This is a genomic window from Rhodanobacter denitrificans (genome assembly GCF_000230695.2).
GTDB lineage: Bacteria > Pseudomonadota > Gammaproteobacteria > Xanthomonadales > Rhodanobacteraceae > Rhodanobacter > Rhodanobacter denitrificans.
In genome coordinates, this window is the sequence record NC_020541.1 from 637,580 (window position 1) to 659,729 (window position 22,150).

Below are 22,150 nucleotides of genomic sequence, written 5' to 3' on the forward strand. Positions count from 1 at the left end.
AACGTCGGTGCCGTGCTATCGGTGTCTAGCGGTTTGGTAATTTGATGGAATGAGCGTAAGCATGGCTGATTGGCAAGCACATCGCAGCAACAACTTCGACTTCGTTCGGCTGCTCGCTGCGTTATCGGTATTGATTAGTCATCAGTTCGCTCTCCATGCAATGGCAGAGCCGCTTGTTTTTGAGTACCAAACGCTTGGCGGCTACGCCGTGATGGTCTTTTTTGCAATCAGCGGATACTTGATTACCGCTAGCTGGCAGGCTGATCCTAATCTGAGGCGCTTCGCAGCGCGACGCTTGCTGAGGATCTGGCCGGGTTTGCTATGTACTGTGGCGCTGTGTGGCTTGGTGCTAGGGCCGATCGTGACACAAGTTCCACTGCACGCGTACTTTACGGATCGAACGACACTTCATTTTTTCGGGACGGGTTTGTTCAAGGTCAGTCCATTTCTGCCAGGTGTATTCCCGAATAGTCCACTTGCATACATTCCGAATGGTGTGCTTTGGACGATCCCAATCGAATTGCGTTGTTATGGCTACTTGGCAATTCTCGGGCTTCTTGGGATCGTCCGGGCGCGTTGGCTCATGTTGGCTCTTTTGCTAGGTGTATCAGCCTGGTATTACGGAGTTCATGATGCTGAAAAAGTATTCAGTCTTACGCATACGCATCTGTTCGAGGTCGAGTACGCGACATTCTTTTTCTCAGGAAGCTGTCTGTATCTTTTTCGTGAGTATTGTCTAATTGGTGTGCGCAAGATTACAGGCGCTGCTATTGTACTCGGGCTGGGGGTAGTTGCTTACGTCGCGGGGCACGAATTGATTGCAGCCTTCCTAATGACGCCTTTTCTTGTTATTGCGTGCGGCACCGAATCATCTCCAGTGTTGAGGCGCTTTGGACGCTTTGGGGATCTTTCGTACGGAGTTTATATATATGCATTCCCAGTGCAACAGACAACTATCTGGCTGACTCCAAGACTAGGCATCTATCAACATTTTGCGATAGCAATTCCAGTGACGTTGGTGTTGGCCTGGTTGTCATGGCATTTTGTCGAGAAGGTCGCCCTCAGTCACAAGCCGAGGAGTCAAGGGCCAGCTGCAGCAGTGTCGCCAGCGACGGCCTCTTAGCCAGCGAGCCAACGAGGACCGATTTCTATCCTGTCCCGGCGTTACCGACTACGAGGCGCACCGACAAGCTTGGTGCGCCAGCAATACCATGGACCACATGGTTGTTGATTACATTGATGATCATCACGTCGTGCAGCCAGTGGTGCTGGACGTGATCCAAGCCGGGTCCCTCTGCAAATGCCACGTCTAGTGTGTACTCGCCGCGTACGAGATTGGGCATGCGCATGGAAAACTCGGCCTCGATGTCGGTATCGGCCGGAGCAGTAATGGATTGCGCGCGCAGGTAGCTGTCCGTACTTTCGGTCAGTACGTATTGGCCTTTGCGATCCTTCACCATGAACCCGATGGCGGGATAGGTCATGGCTTTATAGGTGTGGGCGCGAACGACCAGAGTCACTTGGTCCGCCGAGGTAAATTCGGTCAAGGTTTCGCCATTGATGCCGCGAAACCATGCGCCGGTAATGATCCCGCCGAGGGCACCAAAGCCTTCAGTGTCACTGCGGAAAGACGAGGCATGGAAGCGGGTGGGAGGGGACTTCGCCAGGAATGCCATAGGCCCATCCACGATATTGTCCGCGTCTGGTGTGCTTTTCGGAGATGGTTCGTCGACTACTGGCACAGCGTCGATGGACGAAAGTTCGATTCGATCTGCGTACATTTCTCGCAGGTAGATGGTCGAAATGTCTTTTGCTGTTCCCGCATCGCAAAGATAGCGGCCGTCGCTGCCGCGGCGAAGCAAGATGGCCGAGGCGCACAACGCATTCACGGTGCCCATGTCATGGCTGACAAAGAGCAAGGTGCCGCCTCGTCGCTGGAACTCGTTGAGGAAGCGCATACATTTCTGTTGGAAGTAGGCGTCTCCGACACTAAGCGCTTCGTCGACCACCAGGATGTCGGCGTCGACGTGGGCAATCACGGCGAAGGCGAGGCGCACGAACATGCCACTGGAATACGTCTTGACGGGCTGTTCAATGAAATCGCCTATGTCGGCGAATGCGGCGATGGCATCAAACCGCTTGGTTACCTCTGCTGTGCTCAAGCCGTAAAGAGATGCGGCAAGATATACGTTCTCTCGACCGGTGAATTCGGGATTGAAGCCAGCGCCTAACTCGAGCAGTGCTGCGATCTTGCCGTTTACAATCACCGTGCCGGTTGTCTGGTTGAGGGTGCCGCACACCATTTGGAGCAGGGTGGACTTTCCGGCGCCATTGCGTCCGATGATGCCCACGGTTTCACCGCGGTGGATTTCGAATGAGACGTCTTCGACCGCCCAGAATTCGCGCCCGTGGCGCTTATTGCCGCGCTGAAGCATGCGATAAAGGCGGTGAACTGGCTTATCAAAGATATGGTAACACTTGCTGAGATGCTCGACTCGAATAGCTATATCAGAGGACATCGGCGAATCCCCGTCGAACCTTTTGAAAGAAGGCGTAGCCGAGGAACAGTATTGTCAGCGCCTCCGTGATGCTGATGCTGAATTGGATTGCGTCGATGCCATGTCCCCAGATCAACACGTCGCGAACCTGTTTGACAATGGATGCCAATGGGTTCAAGGCAAGCAGTCCACGGTACCGTTCAGGAATTGCCTCGACAGGGAAGAATATGGGAGTAAGGAACATGAAGGCTGTGGTGATGATGGTCGTTATCTGAGTGATGTCCCTCGCGTAAACGCCCAGAGCGGCGAGGAACCACGATAACCCCGCGAGTAGTATGAAAAGCGGAAGCAAGGCGACAGGCAGCAGTAGTACGGTAGGGTGAGGTAGGCCAATGGCGACGCAATAAAAGACGATCCATACCACAAGGTTGATGACGAGATTGAAGGATGCGGAGATGACGTTGATGACAGGCATGATTTCCAAAGGGAAAATGACGCGCTTGACGTAATTTGAGTTTGCCAGGATAAGTTCCGGAGAGCGGTTGAATACCTCAGCAAACATGTTGAACACCAATAGACCCGAGAAGAGCACCAAGGCAAACTCACTCTTTGTCCCCGTGCCTCCTGGCCAGCGTCCCTTGAGAACTTCGCTAAATACGAAGGTGTATACCGAAAGCATGAATATTGGCTGCAGTACTGACCATGCAAAGCCGAGGAAGGAGCCGCGATAGCGTGTGGCAATGTCGCGTACGGCAAGCGTCTGGATCAGTTGGCGGTGCCTTGCAATGGTTCTGACCAAGTTGAGTGGGTCGGCTGGGAAGGCTTGCATGATGGTTGGTCTACGGGCTTTAAAGGGGTGGCTAGATTTGGCTTGTGTCAGTGAGGGTGTGCCGGAGACGGTGCCACCTGTTATTTAACTTCACTGCCGGCGAATACGTGGTGCAATCACCTTTTAGTTCACAGCCCTCGTGTTCGAGTTGCATCCGTGTTTGCCACAGCATGCAAACTCGAAGAATTCATAGATTAGCCTTTTGGATTGGCGTTCAGAGCCAATGGGGCTGGCGTTGTTTCTCTTGGGCGCCGACGTTCGAATCGGAGCGGCAGCGAGGTGGGTAATATCGAACGCTGGGTGATGGCGTCATCCCAGCGAAAACGGGAATCCACATTTTTCGATTCATGAGGTGGATATGGATGCCCGTTTTCGTAGGCATGACGTCGCGCGGCACTTGTCTCAAGCTCAGGCACTGAAGAGTCAGTGCGCAGACGTGCCTAGCACACGCTTCAAGTGATAGGCAGCATCGTTGGTATAGGGTTTGCCATCCTTGCCCAACTGCCGGATATCATTGCTGTTGAGCGTCTCAAACGGGCGGTGCTCCCAGTCTTGAGCGTTGGGAATGAGCACGAAGTGGTGGCTATCCTGAATCTGCCAGTGTCCCTGGCTGGACAGGAAATTGTTAGTCGCACGACCAGCAAACGTCTCGTCGAGCATATAGCTGCCATCGGCGTTGAGCTGCAACTTTGTTTGGATGCCCTGGCAATCGCCGCAGGCGATGGTACCGGCGAATTTTCCGGCGAAGGCTTGTGCAGACAAGATATCGCTTGAGGGCGTTGTGTCACCGGCTGGATGGGACACGGCCGGCGCTTGATTGCTTGGAGCGGAGCAGGCGGCCAAGCCGAGCGCAAAGGTGGCAGTCAGGACACTTACATTGAGCTTCATCGTTAATTTCTCCTGTCATGGTTGGCGAACTGCGGGCATTTTTTGGGGGCTCAGACCGGGTATGCCTAACTGGATAGTTGTGATGTAATCTCGGCGAGCTTGCTGTCGACCAGCTCGCGATTTCCGCGTGATTCTATATTCAAACGTAGCAGTGGTTCGGTGTTGGAACTGCGTAAATTGAATCGCCAGTCGCCGAAATCGGCGCTGATACCGTCGGTGTGATCGAGGGTCGGATCGAACCTGGCGCAGCGACCCATGACGTGTTCGACCGCGGCGCGCGCGTCGTTGACCTGGAAGTTTATTTCTCCGCTGCAGGGGTAGGCTTGCATGCGGTCCTCGACCATCTCCGCCAACGACATTCCCGTGTTGGAAACGAGGCCGGCGATCAGCAACCACGGGATCATTCCGGAATCACAGTAGTTGAAGTCGCGGAAGTAGTGGTGCGCACTCATCTCGCCACCGTAGATCGCATCCTCCGCACGCATGCGCTCCTTGATGAAGGCGTGGCCGGTCTTGCTCTGCACCGGTATGCCACCGGCCTGCTTCACCATTTCGATGGTGTTCCAGGTTAACCGTGGATCGTGGATCACCTTGCCACCCGGGTGTTTGGCCAGGAGTGCCTTGGCCAGCAGCCCTACCAGATAGTAGCCTTCGATGAAGCGGCCGTCCGCATCGAAGAAGAAGCAGCGATCGAAGTCACCGTCCCAGGCGATGCCGAAGTCGGCACCGTGTGTGCGCACGGTTTCCGCGGTCGCGCTGCGATTCTCCGGCAAGAGGGGATTGGGAATGCCGTTCGGGAAGCGCCCATCGGGTTCATGCTGCACGCGGACGAAATCGAAGGGTAGATGTGGTGCAAGCTCGTCGATCACCATGCCGGCTCCGCCATTGCCAGCGTTGGTCACGATCTTGAGTGGTTTGAGCGCGGTACGATCGACGTAACTGAGCAGGTGTTGGATATAGGCGGTCTTTGCGTAGGCTTTAGTCACCCCTCCGGGTGATAGGGCTTGGGAATAGATGCCCTCAGTCACACTGTCACGGATGGTGAACAGCCCGGTATCGCCACTGATCGGACGTGAGCCTTCGCGCACGAGCTTGAGGCCGTTGTAATCCATGGGATTGTGACTGGCGGTAACCATGATGCCGCCTGCGACTCCCAGATGGTGGGTCTGAAAGTAGACTTCCTCGGTGCCGCACAGTCCTATGTCGATGACGTCACGCCCGGCAGCGTTGATGCCGGCGGTCAATGCGTCCTGCAACGCCGGACTGCTCAAGCGTACGTCACGCCCGAGTACCACCGGACCTGGTCCGAGCAGTTGAGCCGTAGCGTTGCCAATGCGACGGGCAAGGTCCTCGTTCAATTCATCAGGCACCCGACCGCGGATGTCATAGGCTTTGAAGCAATTCAGTTTCATGCCGCCTCCTTGGCGATGCGTCAGAGTGCCTGTTCCAGTTCCGGAATGATCTTGAACAGATCCCCCACCAGCCCGAAATCCGCAATCTCGAAGATCGGCGCCTCGCCATCCTTGTTGATCGCCACGATGGTACCAGCGTCTTTGATGCCAGTGAGGTGCTGGATGGCACCGGAAATGCCGATGGCCATGTACAGCTCGGGGGCGATGATTTTGCCGGTCTGGCCGACCTGCAGGTCGCTAGGCACATAGCCGGCGTCGACCGCGGCGCGCGAGGCGCCGACGGCGGCGCCGATCCTGTCGGCGAATTTGAAGATGATGTCGAAATTCTCCTTCGAGCCGACGCCTCGGCCGCCGGAAACGACCTTGCTGGCGCTCTGCAGGTCCGGGCGATCGCTGCTGCCCTGCTTCAGCTCGACGAAGCGGGTATGCGTGGGCAGCGCGGCGTCGACGGCCAGCGCCTCGACCGGTGCGCTGCTGGCGCCAGTGGCGGCGGCCGGCCACGAGGCCGAGCGGATCGTGGCGACCACGGTATGGGCGGTGTCGGCCTCGACGGTGATGATCGCGTTGCCGGCGTAGATCGGGCGCTTGAACGTGTGTGCGGCCTCGACGCTCATCACGTCGCTGACCTGGGCAACGCCGAGCAGGGCGGCGACGCGGGGGGCGACGTCCTTGCCGAACGTGGTGGAAGGCACGAATACATGGCTGTAGCCGGCAGCGGCCTTGGCGATCTGCGGTGCCAGGATGGCGGCCAGGGGGTGGGCGTTCTCGGGGCGGGCGACGATGAGCACGCGGCTCACGCCATCGATCTTCGCCGCTTCGGAGGCAATCGCGTCGACGCTGTCGGCCAGCACCAGTACGTCGATGGCTTCGCCTTTCACCGCAGTGGCGGCGCTCACGGCGCGCGCGGTGGAGGAGTTGAGTTTGCCGCCGAGGTGTTCGGCGATGACCAGGATCTTGCTCATGTGTGTCTCCGAAGCTTTTTGTAGGAGCCCATCCTGTGGGCGATGCTCTTGGGTGCGTGTTGAAAAGCGTCGCCCACAGGGTGGGCTCCTACACGGGAATGGGATTACAGCAGGCCTTTCTGCTTCAGCGCGGCGACCAGCTCGGCCGCGTCCTTCACCATGACACCCTTGCTGCGCTTGGCCGGCGCGGCGTAGTGCGTGGTCTTCAGGTGGTCGTGCGCGTCGACGCCTAGCGAGGCGAACTCGATCGTGTCGATCGGCTTGGATTTCGCCTTCATGATGTCGGGCAGCTTGATGAAGCGCGGCTCGTTCAGGCGCAGGTCGGTGGTGATCACCGCCGGCAGTTCCGCTTCGATCACTTCCAGGCCGGCGTCGACCTCGCGGGTTACCGTGGTCTTGCCATCGGCAATCTCGACCTTGCTGGCGAACGTGGCCTGCGGGCGATCCCACAGCGCGGCGAGCATCTGGCCGGTCTGGTTGGCGTCGTCGTCGATCGCTTGCTTGCCCAGGATCACCAGCCCCGGCTGCTCCTTCTCGATCAGCTTGAGGAACACGCGGGCGGCGGTCAGCGGCTGCACGGCGTCGGTGGCGACCACGTGGATGGCGCGGTTCGCACCCATCGCCAGGCCATTGCGCAGGTGCGCGGTGAGATCGGCCGGGCCGATGCCGACCACGATCACTTCCTCGGCCACGCCTTTCTCGCGCAGGCGCAGCGCCTCTTCCAGCGCGATGTCATCGAACGGGTTGGCGGACAGCTTTACGCCGTCGGTGACCACGCCGCTGCCGTCGGGCTTGACCTGGATGCGCACGTTGTAGTCCACGACGCGCTTGTAGCCGACCAGAATTTTCATCGGTGATTCCTGTCTTGTTGGCCGCCCCGGCAGGGGCTCGAAATCGCCATTCTAACCGGCATCGAACAATCGTACGAATTGGACGGTTCTGCGGCGTTGCGACGCAGTGCAGCGGTCAGCCGCTGCGTCGCGCGTACGGTGGATGTCGCCGGCGCCGCTGCGGCGAGGCCGAGCGGGCTGGCCGCGCTGGCTGCGGTGAAGCCGCGGGCGCGGCTGTGCGTTCCGGTATGATGCCGCGATGCCGGGTCGGCCGGCATGTGGCGGTATCGATGGCGTCCCCGTGGTCACCCGACTTGAGCAGGGTCGCCCGCGACAACGAGTGAACATGACGCGGCCTCGCTTTTCCATCGTGCTTTGCACTTACAACGGAGCTGCTTACCTGCAGCCGCAGCTGGACAGCCTGCTGGCGCAGACGCGTCTGCCCGACGAGATCGTGATCGGCGACGACGGTTCGACCGATGCCAGCATGGATATGCTGCATGTGTTCGCGCAGCGTGCGCGCAAGGCCGGCATCGCAGTAGAGCTGCGGCGTAATCGGGACACTCTCGGTTATGTCGGCAACTTCTCCGCGGGCTTGCGGGCTGCCGAGGGCGAGGTGTTGTTCCTCTGCGACCAGGACGATGTATGGCGCGCCGACAAGCTGGCACGGATGGCCGACCGGTTCGAGCAGGATCCCTCGCTGTCGCTGCTGCACAGTGACGCGCGGCTGGTGGATGCGCAGGGCGGCTCGCTGCAGTGTTCGCTGTTCGAGGCGCTGCAGATGACGCCGCAGGAGAAGCAGGCCATTCACGACGGCCACGCGTTCGAGGTGGTTCTGCGGCGCAGTTTCGCGACCGGCGCCACCGCGGCGTTGCGGCGTAGCCTGGTCGAGTTGGCGCTGCCGGTGGAAACGGGCTGGATCCACGACGAATGGTTGACCGCGGTGGCAGCGGCGACCGGTCGGGTCGACTTCATCGACGAGCCGCTGATCGACTACCGCCAGCATGGCGCCAACCAGATCGGCATGCGCAGGCGCACGCTGGCGATGAAGTGGCGGGATCTGCTGCTTCCGCGTGGTCGCCTGCTGTCCGACGAGGCGCTGCGCCTGCGGCGACTGGAGGCGTTCCTGGCGCGGGGCGAATTCCGTGGCAGCGCCGAACGTGTCGCGCAGGTGCACCACAAGTCCAGCCATTTCGATCGGCGCGTGGCGATCGGCCGCCTGCCACGGCTGCGGCGCCTGCCGGCGATCATGCGGGAGGCGCGCAGCGGCTGCTATCGCCGCTACGGCACCGGCGGCCGCTCGATGTTGCGGGATCTGCTGCGGCATGACTGAGATTTCCGTCAGCGGCATCTGCGCGGTGATCGTGAGCTATCAGCCCGATCCGGCGGCGATCGCCGATCTGCTCGGCAGGGTGATGCCGCAGGTCGGCGCCGTGGCGCTGGTCGACAACGCCAGCGGCGGCGACTGGCAGGCGGCGATCGGTGAACTGCTGGCCGCCCATGGCGGGGCGTTGCTGGGCCAGCCGCGCAACATCGGGCTGGCCGCGGCGCAGAACGTCGGCATCGACTGGGCGCGCGCACGCGGCTTTCGCCATGTGCTGCTGCTGGATCAGGACAGCGAGCCGGGCGCCGACATGGTGGCTGCCCTGTGGCGGGCGCTGCAGGTGCTGTCCGCAGCCGGCAAGGTGGCCGCGGTGGGGCCACGCTTCCATGACCCGCGCGAGCACCGCGACGCACCCTTCGTGCGCATCGGTTTCCCGCTGAACCGCAAGCAGTGGTGTGCTGCCGATACGCCATCCGTCGCATGCGATTTCCTGATCAGCTCGGGGATGTTGATTCCGTTGGCCGTGTTGGATCGGGTGGGTCCGATGGACGCAGGCTTGTTCATCGACAACGTGGATCTGGAATGGGGTTTTCGCGCGCGGGCGCAGGGCTATGCGCTGCATGGCGTATGTGCGGCGACCATGTATCACCGTCTCGGCGACGGCCGCCGTGCGCTGCCGTTCGGCCGCGGGCGGATCGTGGTGCATGGTTCGCTGCGGTTGTACTACATGATGCGCAATCGCCTGTTGCTTTACCGGTTGCCGCACACGCCGCGGACATGGGTTGCGCAGGATCTGCCGAGGGTGTTGGCCAAGTTGTTCCTGTTCGGCGTGCTGGTCGGCCCGCGCCGGCGCAACCTGCGTTGCATGCTGCGCGGCCTGCACGACGGCCTGCAGGGCCGGCGTGGGGCGTGCCCGGACGAGCTTTCCGGATACGGCTGAGCGCGAGACTGCGACTGCTTACAGGTTCTGGTAATTCGGCCCCGAACCACCCTCCGGCGTGACCCAGGTGATGATCTCGTACGGGTCCTTGATGTCGCAGGTCTTGCAGTGCACGCAGTTGGCGGAATTGATCTGCAGGCGCTTGCCGTGCAGCGCGCTTTCGTCGGCCACCATCTCGTAGACGTTGGCCGGGCAGAAGCGGGTGCAGGGGTTGTCGTATTCCTCGACGCACCTGGTGGCGCAGATGTCGGTGTCGGCCACGTGCAGGTGCACCGGCTGGTCCTCGTCGTGCTCGGTGGCGGCGAAGTAGACGCCGGCCAGGCGGTCGCGCGGCGGCAGCGCGCGCTGCACGTAGTCGCGCTTCGGCTCTTCGTACTCGCCGAGCTTGTGCAGGCTGGACCAGTCGGGCTTGTTCTTCAGCGTCCACGGCGACAGGCCGCCGGTGGCGGTCTCCCAGGCGGCGTTGAGCATGCCGAACCACAGGCCCTTCTTGAACGCGGGCTTGACGTTGCGCACCTTCCGCAGCTCGGCCATCGCTGCCGAGCCGCGCAGCTTCGCATCGAAACCGGTGGCGTCGAGGCCGTTGGCGGCGAGGTGCTCGGCGGCGAGCATGCCGCTCCTGATCGCCTGGTGGGTGCCTTTCACCTTCGGCACGTTGAGCAGGCCGGCGGTGTCGCCGATCAAGAGCGCGCCGGGCATCTCGCACTTCGGCAGCGACTGCCAGCCGCCGGTGACGATCGCGCGCGCGCCGGCGGAGAGGATGCTGCCGCCTTCCAGCAGCGGCAGGTTCATCGGGTGGTTCTTCCACTGCTGGAACGCTTCCCACGGCTGGTACTTCGGGTCGCTGTAGTCGAGCCCGCTGACGTAGCCGAGCGCGATGCGGTCCTGGTCCAGGTGGTACATGAAGCTGCCGCCGTAGGTGTGCGTGTCGGCCGGCCAGCCGAAGCTGTGCACGATCTTGCCCGGGGTGACGCGGCCGGGCGGCAGCTGCCACAGCTCCTTGATGCCGATCGAGTAGCCCTGCGGGTCGCTGTCCTTGTCCAGCGCGTAGCGCTTGATCAGCCGCTTGGTGAGGCTGCCGCGCGCGCCTTCGGCCAGCACGGTGACCTTGGCCTTGATGTCGATGCCCTGGGTGTAGCCGGCCTTGTGCGAACCGTCCTTCGCCACGCCCATGTCGCCGATGCGCACGCCGGCGACCGAACCGTCCTCGTTGTAGATGTTGTCGGCGGCGGCGAAGCCGGGGAACACGTCCACGCCCAGCGCCTCGGCCTGCGGCGCCAGCCAGGCGCACATCGCGCCCAGCGAGACGATGAAGTTGCCATGGTTCTTCATGCCCGGCGGCACCATCATCTTGCGCCCGCCGGTTTTGCTGAGCAGCCAGAACTCGTCCTCGCCGGCCGGCACGCAGACCGGCGGCGGGTTGGCGCGCCAGCCCGGCAGCAGCGCGTCCAGCGGCTGCGGCTCGATCACCGCGCCGGACAGGATCTGCGCGCCGATGGTCGAGGACTTCTCGATCACGCACACGCTCGTGTCCGGCTTCAGCTGCTTCAGGCGGATCGCGAACGACAGGCCGGCCGGGCCGGCACCGACCACGACGACGTCGTATTCCATGGTTTCGCGTTCGCTCATGGCGGACTCCCTGGAGCTGGGTGGCGGCGCAGGCGCTTGCCGTGCGCGCGGGTATGGGTCAGGTCGCCATTGTCCGTTTTCGCGCGCCGTGCGGCAACGCGTGCTGCGCTACCGCTTGCAATCGTTTCACCGGAGGCGGCGATAATCGGGCCAAGCCAAGGGAGCGTTCATGAATTCGATGCCGCCGATCGCCGATCTCGACCTGCGTCGCGCCTCGCTGTGCCAGTTGCTGCACTGGCTGGCGGCGGGCCGCGTGCAGCCGCAGGCGCTGGCCGACGTCTACCAGCAGGCAATCGAGCGTATCGATCCGCAACTCCATGCTTACGTGGACCAGCGTTCGGGCCTGGTGCAGGATCAGGCGGCACTGGCCGAACGGCGCCGCCGCGACGGCGTGATCGGCCGGCTCGACGGTATTCCGATCGCGCTGAAGGACAACTTCGACATCGCCGGCTGGCCCACCCGGGTCGGCCTGCCCGGCCGCGGCAAGCCGGTACGCGAGGATGCCCACGTGGTGGCGCGGCTGCGCGCGTCCGGCGCGGTGCTGCTGGGCAAGACCAACATGGACGAGGGCGCGCTGGGCGCGGTCACCGACAACCCGCACTCCGGCGCCACCCACAACCCGCACCGGCACGGCTATACCGCCGGCGGTTCCTCCGGCGGTGCGGCGGCCGCGGTGGCCGCGGGTCTGGCGGTGGCGGCGGTCGGTTCGGACAGCCTCGGCTCGATCCGCATCCCGGCCAGCTATTGCGGCGTGTACGCGCTGAAACCCACCCACGGCGAGATCTCCGCGCGCGGCCTGGTGCCGGCGGCGCGCCGGCTCGACGCGGTCGGTTTGCTGGCGCGCAGCGCCGACGACCTCACCGTGCTGCTGCAGGTACTGGCCGGCTACGACGCCGACGATGCGCGTTCGCGCCGGCGCCGGGTCGCGTTCGCGCTGCCGGACTGGGAGCCGGGCAACCTGCGCGCGGGGCTGCTGCCGGACCTGGCCGCGGTCGGCGTGCAGCCGGAAGTGATCGAGGTGTTCGAGGCGGCCATGGCGAAATTGCCGCATGCGCTGGGCGACCGCCGCACGGTCGACTTCGCCGACTGGGATTTCGCGCGCACCCGCCGCGCCGGCCTGCTCCTGATGGAGGCGGAGATGCTCGGCACCTTCGCCGCGGACCTGGCCGATAGCAGGCGCCCGGTGTCGGAACGTTTCCGCCGTCTGCTCGGCTACGCCGCCGGCAAGAGTGCGGCCGATTACGCAGTGGCCGATCGTGTGCTCGACGCGGCCACCCTGAAGATGCGCCGGCTGTTCGCCCAGGTCGACGTGCTGGTGCTGCCGACCACGCCGCAGGGCGCGTTCCCGCTGGACGGCCCGGTACCCGATTCGCAGGCCGACCTGACCAGCTTCGCCAGCCTGGCCGGTTGCCCGGCGGTGAGCCTGCCGATGGGCATGCTGCCGAACGGCATGCCGGTGGGCCTGCAACTGGTCGGCGCGCGCGGCTCGGACCTGCGCCTGCTGGAACTGGCCTCGGTGTGCGCGGCCACGCTGGATGCCGAGCCGACGTACCCGGCGATCGCCTGAGCGCATCCATACCGTGGCGCGAGGGCGCCCGCATATGCCGCACGCGCAGGCGACTGCCGATCGAGATTATTTCGGAACCCCGCCGGCGTTCGCGTAACATGGCCGGATGACCGGCGCGCGGTGGCGCGCCGCGCAAGGCCAGCCTGGGTTCCACGCATGAACATCGACAACGTACCGGCGCGCTCGCACCTGGACGATCTGGAAGCGGAGAGCATCCACATCTTCCGCGAGGTGGCGGCCAGCTTCCGCCATCCGGTGATGCTGTATTCGATCGGCAAGGATTCCTCGGTGCTGCTGCACCTGCTGCGCAAGGCGTTCCATCCGGCGAAGCCGCCGTTGCCGCTGCTGCACGTGGATACCACCTGGAAGTTCCGCGAGATGATCGCGTTCCGCGAGCGGGTGGCGGCGAGCGGCGACGTGCAGGTGCTGGTGCACATCAACCAGGACGGCGTGCGCCAGGGCATCTCGCCGCTGACCCACGGCGCCACCGTGCATACCGACGTGATGAAGACCCAGGCACTGAAGCAGGCGCTGGACCAGTACGGCTTCGATGCGGCGATCGGCGGTGCGCGGCGCGACGAGGAGAAGTCGCGCGCGAAGGAGCGCGTGTTCTCGTTCCGCAACGGGCAGCACCGCTGGGACCCGAAGCGCCAGCGCCCGGAGTTCTGGCACACCTACAACACGCAGATCCGCCAGGGTGAGAGCGTGCGCGTGTTCCCGCTGTCCAACTGGACCGAGATGGACGTGTGGCTGTACATCCGCCGCGAGGCCATCCCGGTGGTGCCGCTGTACTTCGCCGCGCCGCGCCCGGTGGTGGCGCGCGACGGCGCGCTGATCATGGTGGACGACGAGCGCTTCACGCTGCGCGAGGGCGAGGCGGTGGAAATGCGCGAAGTGCGCTTCCGCACGCTGGGCTGCTACCCGCTCACCGGCGCGGTGGCATCGTCCGCCGACACGCTGGACAAGATCATCGCCGAGATGGCCGACTCGCGCAGTTCCGAGCGGCAGGGCCGGGTGATCGACCACGACCCCTCCGCCTCGATGGAGCGCAAGAAGCTGGAGGGCTACTTCTGATGGCCGTCCCGACCGCTTCCGCCATCACGGCTGCCGCCGCCGGCCAGGGCCTGCTGCGCTTCATCACCTGCGGCAGCGTGGACGACGGCAAGAGCACCCTGCTCGGCCGCCTGCTGTACGACGCCGGCACGGTGCCGGAAGACCAGCTCGCCGCGCTGGCGCGCGACAGCCGCCGGCTGCATGCCGACGACGGCGACGCGCTGGACTTCGCCTTGCTCACCGACGGCCTGGACGCCGAGCGCGAGCAGGGCATCACCATCGACGTGGCCTACCGCTACTTCCACACCGCGCGACGCAGCTTCATCGTGGCCGACTGCCCCGGCCACGAGCAGTACACCCGCAACATGGCCACCGGCGCCTCCAACGCCGAGCTGGCGGTGGTGCTGGTGGACGCGCGCAAGGGTCTGTTGCCGCAGACCCGCCGGCACACTTATATATGCGCGCTGCTGGGCATCCGCCGGGTGGTGCTGGCGGTGAACAAGATGGACCTGGTCGGCTGCGACGAGGCGGTCTACCGCGGCATCACCGACGCCTACCGGGCGCTGGCGCAGTCGCTGGGCATCGCCGAAGTGGCGTGCCTGCCGGTGATCGCGCCGGACGGCGACAACGTGGGCTCGCGTTCGTCGCGGATGCCCTGGTACACCGGCGCCAGCCTGCTCGAACTGCTGGAATCGGCCGACGTCACGCCACTGCGCGCCGGCGATTTCCGCATGCCGGTGCAATGGGTGAACCGGCCCGACCAGTCGTTCCGCGGCTACGCCGGCACCATCTGCGGCGGCCGCGTGGCGAAGGGCGACGAGGTAATCGTGCAGCCCGGCGTGCAGCGTGCGCGCATCGCGCGCATCGTCACCGCCGACGGCGAGCTGGACAGCGCCGGCGACGGCCAGGCGGTGACGCTGTGCCTGGACCGCGAGATCGACGTAAGCCGCGGCGACGTGATCGCCGACGCGCTGCACCCGGCACCGGTCGCCGACCAGTTCGCCTGCCACCTGCTGTGGCTGGGCGACAACGCGCTGCTGCCGAACCGCACCTACTGGCTGAAGCTCGGCACGCGCACGGTGAACGCGCGGGTGATGTCGATCAAGCACAAGGTGGACGTCAACAGCCAGGCCAAGCTCGCCGCGCGGCAGCTGCTGCTGAACGAGGTGGGCTACTGCACGCTGGGCCTGGACGACGAGGTCGCGTTCGAGGCGTATGCGGACAACCGCACGCTCGGCGGCTTCATCCTGATCGACCGCCAGAGCAACGCCACGGTGGCCTGCGGCATGCTGGACTTCGCGCTGGGCCGCTCGGCCAACGTGCACTGGCAGCACGTCGACATCGACAAGGGCGTGCGCGCTTCCAGCAAGGGCCAGCAGCCGCTGTGCCTGTGGTTCACCGGCCTGTCCGGCGCCGGCAAGTCCACCGTTGCGAACCTGGTGGAACGCCGCCTGCACGCGCTGGGCTGCCACACCTATCTGCTCGACGGCGACAACGTGCGCCACGGCATCAACAAGGACCTGGGCTTCACCCCGCAGGATCGCGTGGAGAACATCCGCCGCATCGCCGAGGTGGCGCACCTGATGGTGGACGCCGGGCTGATCGTGCTGGTCAGCGCGATCTCGCCGTACCGCAGCGAGCGGCGCTCGGCGCGCGAACTGTTCGCCGCGGCGGAGTTCATGGAGGTGTTCGTGGACGCGCCACTGGAGGAGTGCGAGCGGCGCGACCCGAAGGGCCTGTACCGCAAGGCGCGCGCCGGCACGATCCGCAATTTCACCGGCATCGACGCGCCGTACGAGCGGCCCGAAGCGCCGGACATCCACCTGCTGAGCGGCGGGCAGCGCCCCGAGCAGCTGGCCGAGCAGGTGGTGGCGCGGCTGCTGGCCGCGCTGGATGGCGCCGCGGGCGGTTGAGCCACCGCGGCCAACGGCCGCGCCCGGCTTGGATTGCCCGCTGCCGGCGGCGATAATGCGGGACTTTCCCCCGCAAGGCGCCGCCGCGATGACCGAGAAGACCGTACTCAACGCCACCCACCGTGCGCTCGGCGCGCGCATGGTCGACTTCGGCGGCTGGGACATGCCGATCAACTACGGCTCGCAGATCGAGGAGCATCATGCGGTGCGCCGCGACGCCGGCATGTTCGACGTCTCGCACATGACCGTGATCGACCTGCACGGCGCGCGCACCAGGGATTTCCTGCGCCACCTGCTGGCCAACAGCGTCGACAAGCTCAAGCTGCACGGCAAGGCGCTGTACTCGTGCATGCTGGACGAGCGCGGCGGGGTGATCGACGACCTGATCGTGTACTACCTCGGCGAGGAGTTCTTCCGGCTGGTCGTCAACGCCGCCACCCGCACCAAGGACCTGGCCTGGATCGAGCGCCAGGCAAAGGCGTTCGAGGTGGAGGTGAAGGAGCGCCCCGAGTTCGCCATGATCGCGGTGCAGGGCCCCAACGCCCGCGCGAAGGTGCTGGGCCTGCTGCACGAGGTGGACCGTCCGCGCATCGAGAAGCTCGGCAAGTTCAGTGCCGCCGCCGCGCAGGGGCCGCACGGCATGCCGCTGTTCGTGGCGCGCACCGGCTACACCGGCGAGGACGGTTTCGAGATCATCGTGCCGGCCGAACACGCCGTGGCGCTGTGGGAAGCGCTGGCCGCCGCCGGCGTGACGCCGGCCGGCCTCGGCGCGCGCGACACGTTGCGGCTGGAAGCCGGCATGAACCTCTACGGCCAGGACATGGACGAGAGCGTGTCGCCGTGGGAAGCCAACCTCGGCTGGACCATCGCGCTGGACGAGGGCCGCGACTTCATCGGCCGCGAGGTGCTGGAGGCGCAGAAGGCCGCCGGCGTGAAGCGCGTGATGGTGGGCCTGGTGCTGGACGAGAAGGGCGTGCTGCGCCACGGCCAGAAGGTGCTCACCGCGAACGGCGAGGGCGAGATCCTCTCCGGCAGCTTCGCGCCGACGCTCGACAAGGCGGTGGCGTTCGCACGCATACCCGTCGGCGAGCCGGGCGCGATCCGCGTGGATATCCGCGGCCGCGAAGTGCCGGTGCGCCTGGTGAAATATCCGTTCGTGCGCGACGGCAGGCCCTGCGAGGGGATCTGAGCGACGCCCGGCATGACACGTTTTTCCAACGGCGGATGTGGCTAGAATCACCGCCTGTAACCCGACCCAACCCAACGACTGGACCCCGATCATGAGCGAGATTCCCGGCGATCTGAAATTCCTCAAGTCCCACGAGTGGGCCCGCGCCGAAGACGACGGCCTGGTCCGGGTGGGCATCTCCGACCACGCGCAAGACCAGCTCGGCGACCTGGTCTACGTCGAGCTGCCCGAAGTCGGCTCCGCGGTGAAGGCGGGTGCCGGTGCGGCCGTGGTGGAGTCGGTGAAGGCCGCCTCGGACATCTACTCGCCGGTGTCCGGCGAAGTCGTCGCGGTCAACGAGCTGCTCAACGACAAGCCTGAGACCATCAACGAGGACGCGTTCGGCGAAGGCTGGATCTTCCTGGTGCGTCCCAGCGATCGCGGCGAGCTCGACGAGCTGCTCGACGCGAACGACTACGAGGAACTGGTCGAGAACGAAGACCACTGACCTCGCACGCGATCAGGTTCGACCTTGCCGGCCGCCCAGTGCGGCCGGCGGCGTTTTTGCGACGGCGACCTGCTGTCCGCGGCGTGCGCGCGGCCGACGTCGCGCAGGCGCGCCTTCGTCGACGCGACGTGTCCGGCATGACGTCGAGCGAGCGCCTCGGCGACGAGTGCCCGACGCCGCCGCGCGTCTCGTTCGCGCCGTCGCCGGGGCGAGGGCAGGGTGGGCGAGGGATTTTTTTGCCTGCGCCGGAACGCGGGTCCGGGTGGTTTCAGTCGTGTTCCGTTCATCTGCAGGCCGCCTGCCGGCGGCTCGGAACGCGCCTCGCGCGAATGGCGCCGTGCGATGCTCATTTTCCGGTACGCCATGGCTGCATGTCTTGAAATCGTTGTGTACCAACGGTTTCAAGGGGCACAAAGATTTCCATGAAAATATCGTATGGACGTCCAGACGTCTATTCGATGAATCGTGCAAATGCCCCGGAAGCCTTGTTGCGGCAGGCCTCGGGGCGGTTTGGGGCGGCTGCAAGCGGGTGGAATTGATGACTGAAATCAATTGACAGGCGAAATCTTCGGGGATAGCTTTCGCAACAGATCACGGGGAATGCGTTTTATGGCGACAACGAAATTCATCAAGCCGTATGTCGAGCACGGTGAAAAGGCCAATGCAGTACGCAAGATCACCGTCTCGATTCCGCTGCATGTGCTGCGGCGGCTTTCTGATTTGCGCACCCACCGTCAAGTGAACAATCTTCGGCACGCTACCAACAGTGATGTGTTGGTCGAAGCGTTCCTGCACGCTTTTACTGGGCAACCACTGCCAACTGATGAGGAGCTGAGACGAACCATGGCCACTGCCAAGAAATCCGCTGCAAAGAAACCGGCCGCCAAGAAGGCCGCCGCCAAGAAACCCGCCGTGAAGAAGGCCGCCGCCAAGAAGCCGGTTGCCAAGAAGCCGGCCGCCAAGAAGGCTGCCGCCAGGAAGCCGGCCGCCAAGAAAGCTGCCGCCAAGAAGCCGGCGGCCGCCAAGAAAGCTGCCGTGAAGAAGGTCGCGAAGAAGGCTGCGCCGAAGAAGGCCGCCGCCAAGAAAGCTGCACCGGCCAAGGTGGTGAAGGCCACCAAGACCGCGAAGGCCAAAGCGAAGAAGTAAGGCGACACGCGACACCCCACAATAAGACAAGCCATCGACTTCTCTCCCCGCGGTGCCCAGCGCGGGGAGAGCACTTCGAGAAGCCTTCGTCCCGGCCTGGCCGGGACGCTTCGTTTCAGGGGGTGGAATATCCGTGCGCGCAACCGGCGGCATGCCCGCGTTGCCTTTCGCCGCCCACCCCCGAACGTGCCGTTTTCCGAAGGTCGCGACGATGCCTGCCTGGAACAGATTTCCGGCCGGTAGCGTGACCTTGCGCATGATTTGCCGTGCTTCGCCATTGGAGCTACCTTCTGCACATCCGCGCCGCGGTGAATCCGGGGGATTCGCCGCTCCTGGATCGACAGGGGGAAAAAGCGCGGGTATCTGTCGACACTCAGTGAGAGACCATGGATACCCGATACATACTTGATACGCGTCGGCATGCGCGTGGGGCCGTCCGGCCCCTGGTCATTGCCATCATCGCCATCTTCGCCTTGCTCGCCGTGGGTGCGTGGTTCCTGATCATCAAGCCGCACCAGGACCTGATCATGGCCGACTCGGGCGGTCATCCGTCCACACCGGTTTCCACCGCGACGCGGGCGGCGCCGCCGCCGCCGGCCAATGTGGCCGCGATGGATCTCAACCAGTTGCTCGCCGAGGCGCGCACCGCGATGAACGAGCAGCGCTACCTGGCGCCGGCCGGCAACAACGCGTTCGAGTTCTATCTGCGCGTGCTGGAAAAGGAGCCCGGCAACAAGGTGGCCTCCGACGCGTTGCGCGAGACGTTCCCGTTCGCGGCCAGTTCGGCCGAGCAGGCGATCAACTCGCGTGACCTCGGCGAGGCACAGCGCCAGATCGAGCTGCTGGCGAAGGCCGATCCGGCCAACTTCACGCTGACCATCCTCCGCTCCAAACTGGATGCCCAGCGCAAGACGCTGGACAAGCAGCAACAGCAGGCCGTCGATCAGGAAAAGGCCGCACAGCTGGCCGCCCAGAAAGCCGCGGCGGACAAGCTGGCGGCGGATCAGCTGGCCGAGCAGCAGAAGGCACAGCTGGCCGCGCAGCAGAAGACGGAGCAGTCGCGCGTCGCGCAGCAGCCGCGTCAGCAGTCGGCGGCGGATGGCGGCGCCTCCGCTGCGGCGGACGGCAGCGGCACGGCGGCAGGCGGGACCACGGCGGCGGTGCTGGTGAAGGGCGCGGCCGCCCGCTATCCCACGGCCGCGATGCGCGCCCGCCAGGAAGGCTGGGTGGTGGTGTCGTTCACGGTCGATCCGGACGGCAGGACCAGCGACGTGAAGGTGGTCGAATCGCAGCCGCGGCATGTCTTCGACCGCGCCGCGGTCGATGCGGTGGAGCGTTACCGCTTCAACCCGGCGATGAAGGATGGCGTGGCCGTTTCCAGCGTCAAGCAGCAGCGGATCGAGTTCAAGCTCTGATCGGAGCGTGAGCGTGGCAACCCGGGCGGCGCATGTTTCGCATGCGCCGCCCTTCTTTTGGGCGGCGGCGGCTCAGCGGTGCCGCGGCGTGCGGCGATGCACGCGTGGTTTCGCCTTGGCCTTCGCCCGGGGTTGCGCCACCGGCTTGGCGGGGCTCTCGAGGTTGGCCCAGTCGACGTGCGGCAGGCCCAGCAGGTCGTCGAACACCATCGGCATCAATCCGCTGGGTGTGGGGCCGGTGGAGTTCCACAGGGTGACCACGCCGGCGCGGTATTTCGGGAAGAAGCCGATCATGGTGCGATAGCCCGCCACGGCGCCGGCGTGATAGATCAGCGTTTCGCCGCCGTATTCGTAGACCCGCCAGCCGAGTCCGTAGTACGCGCCGCTCAGCCGACCGCGACGCCAGGCGGTGGCGTACAGTTCGCTGGGGGTGGCGACGCCGGGCGTGTGCAACGTGTCCAGCAGTGAGGTGGGCAGCACGTCCTGGCGACCGCCCATCTGCGCGATCAGCCACTTCTCCATGTCGCGCAGGCTCGCGTTGACGCCGGCCGCCGGCGCGACCCGGTAGTAGGTCTCGCTCGGATCGAACGGCACCCAGCCCCGGCTGGTGGCACGGTGCGGGCGCGCCCAGCTCTTGCTGGATTCCAGCGCGGCCCGGCCGTAGCTGGCGGTGGTCATGCCCAGCGGATAGAAGATGCGCTTGTCGACCTGGCGATAGAAGAAGTCGCCGGTGCGGGCGAGCACCACGTCGCCGATCATGCTGAAGGCGACGTTCTGGTAGCCGTAGCACTGGCCCACGCCGCAGATCATGTCGACCTCGTCCAGCTTGCGCACCAGCTCTTCGTACGAAGTGTCGCCTTCGAGCATGTTGTCGTAGGTGTTGCGCGGCAGGCCCAGCCGCTGCCCCAGGATGTCGCCGACGGTGGCCTGCGCGGCGGCCTGCATGTCCTTCAGCTTGAAGTACGGCAACACGTCGACCAGCTTGGTGTTCCAGTCCAGCTTGCCGTCGTCGACCAGCAGGCCGGCGATGGCGGTGGCGAATGCCTTGGACAGCGAGGCGAGGCGGAACACGGTGTCCGGCTTGATCGGCTGCTTGGTGGCGGTGTCGGCATAGCCGACGGTGCCCTCGAACACCACCTTGCCGTCGATCACCACCGCGGTGGCCAGGCCGGCCACCGCGTCGCGCTGGGCGAGACGGTTCAACCAGCGCTGATAGTCCGCGAGGGTCTGCTTGACGCGTGCCGGCGGCAGTTGCTGCGGCGCGGTGTCGACACTGATCGACAGCATGGCGGGTGCCGGGGAGGCGGGTGATGCGGCGGCGCGGAGCGGCGTGCAAGCCAGCCCCAGGGTGCCGGCGATCAGCAGGAAGATCTTCTGAAACTGCATGGTATTCTGGCGTGGTTCCGGCGTGGGGATGCGCCTTGGGGTGGAGAGCTTGACGATGGGTCTGATCATCTTCCTGATAGTCGTCGTTCTGATTGTCTTGTACTTCGTGGCGATCTACAACGGACTGGTCACTTCGCGCAACGGCTACAAGAACGCGTTCGCGCAGATCGACGTGCAGCTCACCCGTCGCCACGACCTGATTCCGAACCTGGTCGAGACGGCCAAGGGCTACCTGGCGCACGAGCGCGGCACCCTCGAAGCCGTGGTGCAGGCGCGCAACGCGGCGGTCAACGAACTGGCCGGCGCGAAGGCCAACCCGGGCGACCCGGCCGCGATGCAGCAGCTGGCCAGCAGCGAAAACGCCTTGACCCAGACGCTGGGCCATTTGTTTGCGCTGCAGGAGGCGTACCCCGACCTGAAGGCGAACCAGACCATGATGCAGCTCTCCGAAGAGCTGACCTCCACCGAGAATCGGGTGGCGTTCGCGCGGCAGGCCTATAACGATGCAGTGCTGACCTACAACAACCGGCGCGAGGTCTTTCCCGCGTCGTTCGTGGCGAACGGCTTCGGCTTCGCCGCCGCCGAGCCGCTCGCGATCGACAATCCGGCCGTGCGCGACGTGCCGAAGGTCTCCTTCGGCTGATCGCCGCCGCGTCGCGGTGCATGCCGCGGCGCACTCCGG

General features: G+C 64.8%; 19 protein-coding genes. 11 read left to right on the plus strand and 8 right to left on the minus strand.

Annotated features, from left to right (window positions below; translation table 11 throughout):
- Nucleotides 1–61: 61 nt before the first annotated feature.
- The gene (locus R2APBS1_RS19500) at nt 62–1,123 is read left to right on the plus strand and encodes an acyltransferase family protein (RefSeq protein WP_015446798.1); all 1,062 of its coding nucleotides are present in this window, start codon (nt 62–64) and stop codon (nt 1,121–1,123) included.
- A gap of 25 nt (nt 1,124–1,148) precedes the next feature.
- On the opposite strand, the gene R2APBS1_RS02815 is transcribed toward R2APBS1_RS19500, so the two are convergent.
- The 6 genes from R2APBS1_RS02815 to R2APBS1_RS02840 form a co-directional block, all read right to left on the minus strand.
- A complete protein-coding gene (locus R2APBS1_RS02815; RefSeq protein WP_015446799.1) occupies nt 1,149–2,519 on the minus strand; it encodes an ABC transporter ATP-binding protein in 1,371 nt (456 codons plus the stop codon).
- Complete coding sequence (locus tag R2APBS1_RS02820) at nt 2,509–3,327, minus strand: ABC transporter permease (RefSeq protein WP_015446800.1); 819 nt, start codon at nt 3,325–3,327, stop codon at nt 2,509–2,511. The genes R2APBS1_RS02815 and R2APBS1_RS02820 overlap by 11 nt, the downstream gene beginning before the upstream one ends.
- Before the next feature lie 423 nt (nt 3,328–3,750).
- The gene (locus R2APBS1_RS02825) at nt 3,751–4,215 is read right to left on the minus strand and encodes a copper resistance protein NlpE (RefSeq protein WP_015446801.1); all 465 of its coding nucleotides are present in this window, start codon (nt 4,213–4,215) and stop codon (nt 3,751–3,753) included.
- Nucleotides 4,216–4,280: 65 nt separating this feature from the next.
- On the minus strand, nt 4,281–5,627 hold the full coding sequence (locus R2APBS1_RS02830) for a phosphohexomutase domain-containing protein (RefSeq protein ID WP_015446802.1): 1,347 nt from the start codon (nt 5,625–5,627) through the stop codon (nt 4,281–4,283).
- A 20-nt stretch (nt 5,628–5,647) separates the two neighbouring features.
- A complete protein-coding gene (locus tag R2APBS1_RS02835) occupies nt 5,648–6,589 on the minus strand; it encodes an electron transfer flavoprotein subunit alpha/FixB family protein (RefSeq protein WP_015446803.1) in 942 nt (313 codons plus the stop codon).
- A 104-nt stretch (nt 6,590–6,693) separates the two neighbouring features.
- Nucleotides 6,694–7,440 (minus strand): electron transfer flavoprotein subunit beta/FixA family protein, encoded by a 747-nt coding sequence (locus R2APBS1_RS02840; protein WP_015446804.1) that lies wholly within the window; start codon nt 7,438–7,440, stop codon nt 6,694–6,696.
- A 325-nt stretch (nt 7,441–7,765) separates the two neighbouring features.
- Between R2APBS1_RS02840 and R2APBS1_RS02845 the strand changes: the two genes are divergently transcribed.
- A complete protein-coding gene (locus R2APBS1_RS02845; RefSeq protein ID WP_015446805.1) occupies nt 7,766–8,752 on the plus strand; it encodes a glycosyltransferase family 2 protein in 987 nt (328 codons plus the stop codon).
- Nucleotides 8,745–9,683: a glycosyltransferase family 2 protein gene (locus tag R2APBS1_RS02850; RefSeq protein WP_015446806.1), complete on the plus strand. Its 939-nt coding sequence runs from the start codon at nt 8,745–8,747 to the stop codon at nt 9,681–9,683. The genes R2APBS1_RS02845 and R2APBS1_RS02850 overlap by 8 nt, the downstream gene beginning before the upstream one ends.
- A gap of 18 nt (nt 9,684–9,701) precedes the next feature.
- Here the strand turns inward: R2APBS1_RS02850 and R2APBS1_RS02855 are convergent, their stop codons facing one another.
- The gene (locus R2APBS1_RS02855) at nt 9,702–11,312 is read right to left on the minus strand and encodes an electron transfer flavoprotein-ubiquinone oxidoreductase (protein ID WP_015446807.1); all 1,611 of its coding nucleotides are present in this window, start codon (nt 11,310–11,312) and stop codon (nt 9,702–9,704) included.
- 169 nt (nt 11,313–11,481) lie between these two features.
- Here R2APBS1_RS02855 and R2APBS1_RS02860 point away from each other — a divergent pair, with 169 nt between their 5' ends.
- From R2APBS1_RS02860 to R2APBS1_RS02890, 7 genes are all read left to right on the plus strand, one after another.
- Nucleotides 11,482–12,879 (plus strand): amidase, encoded by a 1,398-nt coding sequence (locus R2APBS1_RS02860; protein WP_015446808.1) that lies wholly within the window; start codon nt 11,482–11,484, stop codon nt 12,877–12,879.
- Nucleotides 12,880–13,035: 156 nt separating this feature from the next.
- The gene (cysD, locus tag R2APBS1_RS02865) at nt 13,036–13,953 is read left to right on the plus strand and encodes a sulfate adenylyltransferase subunit CysD (protein ID WP_015446809.1); all 918 of its coding nucleotides are present in this window, start codon (nt 13,036–13,038) and stop codon (nt 13,951–13,953) included.
- Nucleotides 13,953–15,845 carry an adenylyl-sulfate kinase gene (cysC, locus tag R2APBS1_RS02870; RefSeq protein ID WP_015446810.1) on the plus strand — a complete coding sequence of 631 codons (1,893 nt, stop codon included), beginning with the start codon at nt 13,953–13,955 and terminating at the stop codon, nt 15,843–15,845. Before cysD ends, cysC begins: the two co-directional genes overlap by 1 nt.
- Before the next feature lie 88 nt (nt 15,846–15,933).
- Nucleotides 15,934–17,034 carry a glycine cleavage system aminomethyltransferase GcvT gene (gene gcvT, locus R2APBS1_RS02875; protein ID WP_015446811.1) on the plus strand — a complete coding sequence of 367 codons (1,101 nt, stop codon included), beginning with the start codon at nt 15,934–15,936 and terminating at the stop codon, nt 17,032–17,034.
- A gap of 91 nt (nt 17,035–17,125) precedes the next feature.
- Nucleotides 17,126–17,521 carry a glycine cleavage system protein GcvH gene (gcvH, locus tag R2APBS1_RS02880; protein WP_007510870.1) on the plus strand — a complete coding sequence of 132 codons (396 nt, stop codon included), beginning with the start codon at nt 17,126–17,128 and terminating at the stop codon, nt 17,519–17,521.
- Nucleotides 17,522–18,130: 609 nt separating this feature from the next.
- Entirely contained in the window at nt 18,131–18,667 is a 537-nt protein-coding gene (metJ, locus tag R2APBS1_RS20625) for a met regulon transcriptional regulator MetJ (protein WP_081491641.1), read from the plus strand.
- Nucleotides 18,668–19,053: 386 nt separating this feature from the next.
- Nucleotides 19,054–20,082, plus strand: coding sequence for an energy transducer TonB (locus R2APBS1_RS02890; RefSeq protein WP_015446812.1), 1,029 nt, complete (start codon nt 19,054–19,056; stop codon nt 20,080–20,082).
- Between the two features lie 72 nt (nt 20,083–20,154).
- On the opposite strand, the gene R2APBS1_RS02895 is transcribed toward R2APBS1_RS02890, so the two are convergent.
- Entirely contained in the window at nt 20,155–21,468 is a 1,314-nt protein-coding gene (locus R2APBS1_RS02895) for a serine hydrolase domain-containing protein (RefSeq protein WP_015446813.1), read from the minus strand.
- Nucleotides 21,469–21,523: 55 nt separating this feature from the next.
- On the opposite strand from R2APBS1_RS02895, the gene R2APBS1_RS02900 reads away from it, so the two are divergent.
- Entirely contained in the window at nt 21,524–22,111 is a 588-nt protein-coding gene (locus R2APBS1_RS02900; RefSeq protein ID WP_015446814.1) for a LemA family protein, read from the plus strand.
- Nucleotides 22,112–22,150: the final 39 nt, after the last annotated feature.

Excerpts from the sequence above, each read along its gene's own strand:
- R2APBS1_RS02820 (WP_015446800.1), bottom strand. The coding sequence starts at position 3,327 with ATGCAAGCCTTCCCAGCCGACCCACTCAACTTGGTCAGAACCATTGCA.
- R2APBS1_RS02845 (WP_015446805.1), top strand. The coding sequence starts at position 7,766 with ATGACGCGGCCTCGCTTTTCCATCGTGCTTTGCACTTACAACGGAGCT.
- metJ (WP_081491641.1), top strand. The coding sequence starts at position 18,131 with ATGGCGACAACGAAATTCATCAAGCCGTATGTCGAGCACGGTGAAAAG.
- R2APBS1_RS02840 (WP_015446804.1), bottom strand. The coding sequence starts at position 7,440 with ATGAAAATTCTGGTCGGCTACAAGCGCGTCGTGGACTACAACGTGCGC.
- gcvH (WP_007510870.1), top strand. The coding sequence starts at position 17,126 with ATGAGCGAGATTCCCGGCGATCTGAAATTCCTCAAGTCCCACGAGTGG.
- R2APBS1_RS02895 (WP_015446813.1), bottom strand. The coding sequence starts at position 21,468 with ATGCAGTTTCAGAAGATCTTCCTGCTGATCGCCGGCACCCTGGGGCTG.
- R2APBS1_RS02830 (WP_015446802.1), bottom strand. The coding sequence starts at position 5,627 with ATGAAACTGAATTGCTTCAAAGCCTATGACATCCGCGGTCGGGTGCCT.
- R2APBS1_RS02815 (WP_015446799.1), bottom strand. The coding sequence starts at position 2,519 with ATGTCCTCTGATATAGCTATTCGAGTCGAGCATCTCAGCAAGTGTTAC.
- R2APBS1_RS19500 (WP_015446798.1), top strand. The coding sequence starts at position 62 with ATGGCTGATTGGCAAGCACATCGCAGCAACAACTTCGACTTCGTTCGG.
- cysC (WP_015446810.1), top strand. The coding sequence starts at position 13,953 with ATGGCCGTCCCGACCGCTTCCGCCATCACGGCTGCCGCCGCCGGCCAG.
- R2APBS1_RS02900 (WP_015446814.1), top strand. The coding sequence starts at position 21,524 with ATGGGTCTGATCATCTTCCTGATAGTCGTCGTTCTGATTGTCTTGTAC.
- cysD (WP_015446809.1), top strand. The coding sequence starts at position 13,036 with ATGAACATCGACAACGTACCGGCGCGCTCGCACCTGGACGATCTGGAA.
- R2APBS1_RS02860 (WP_015446808.1), top strand. The coding sequence starts at position 11,482 with ATGAATTCGATGCCGCCGATCGCCGATCTCGACCTGCGTCGCGCCTCG.
- gcvT (WP_015446811.1), top strand. The coding sequence starts at position 15,934 with ATGACCGAGAAGACCGTACTCAACGCCACCCACCGTGCGCTCGGCGCG.
- R2APBS1_RS02890 (WP_015446812.1), top strand. The coding sequence starts at position 19,054 with ATGGATACCCGATACATACTTGATACGCGTCGGCATGCGCGTGGGGCC.
- R2APBS1_RS02855 (WP_015446807.1), bottom strand. The coding sequence starts at position 11,312 with ATGAGCGAACGCGAAACCATGGAATACGACGTCGTCGTGGTCGGTGCC.
- R2APBS1_RS02825 (WP_015446801.1), bottom strand. The coding sequence starts at position 4,215 with ATGAAGCTCAATGTAAGTGTCCTGACTGCCACCTTTGCGCTCGGCTTG.
- R2APBS1_RS02835 (WP_015446803.1), bottom strand. The coding sequence starts at position 6,589 with ATGAGCAAGATCCTGGTCATCGCCGAACACCTCGGCGGCAAACTCAAC.
- R2APBS1_RS02850 (WP_015446806.1), top strand. The coding sequence starts at position 8,745 with ATGACTGAGATTTCCGTCAGCGGCATCTGCGCGGTGATCGTGAGCTAT.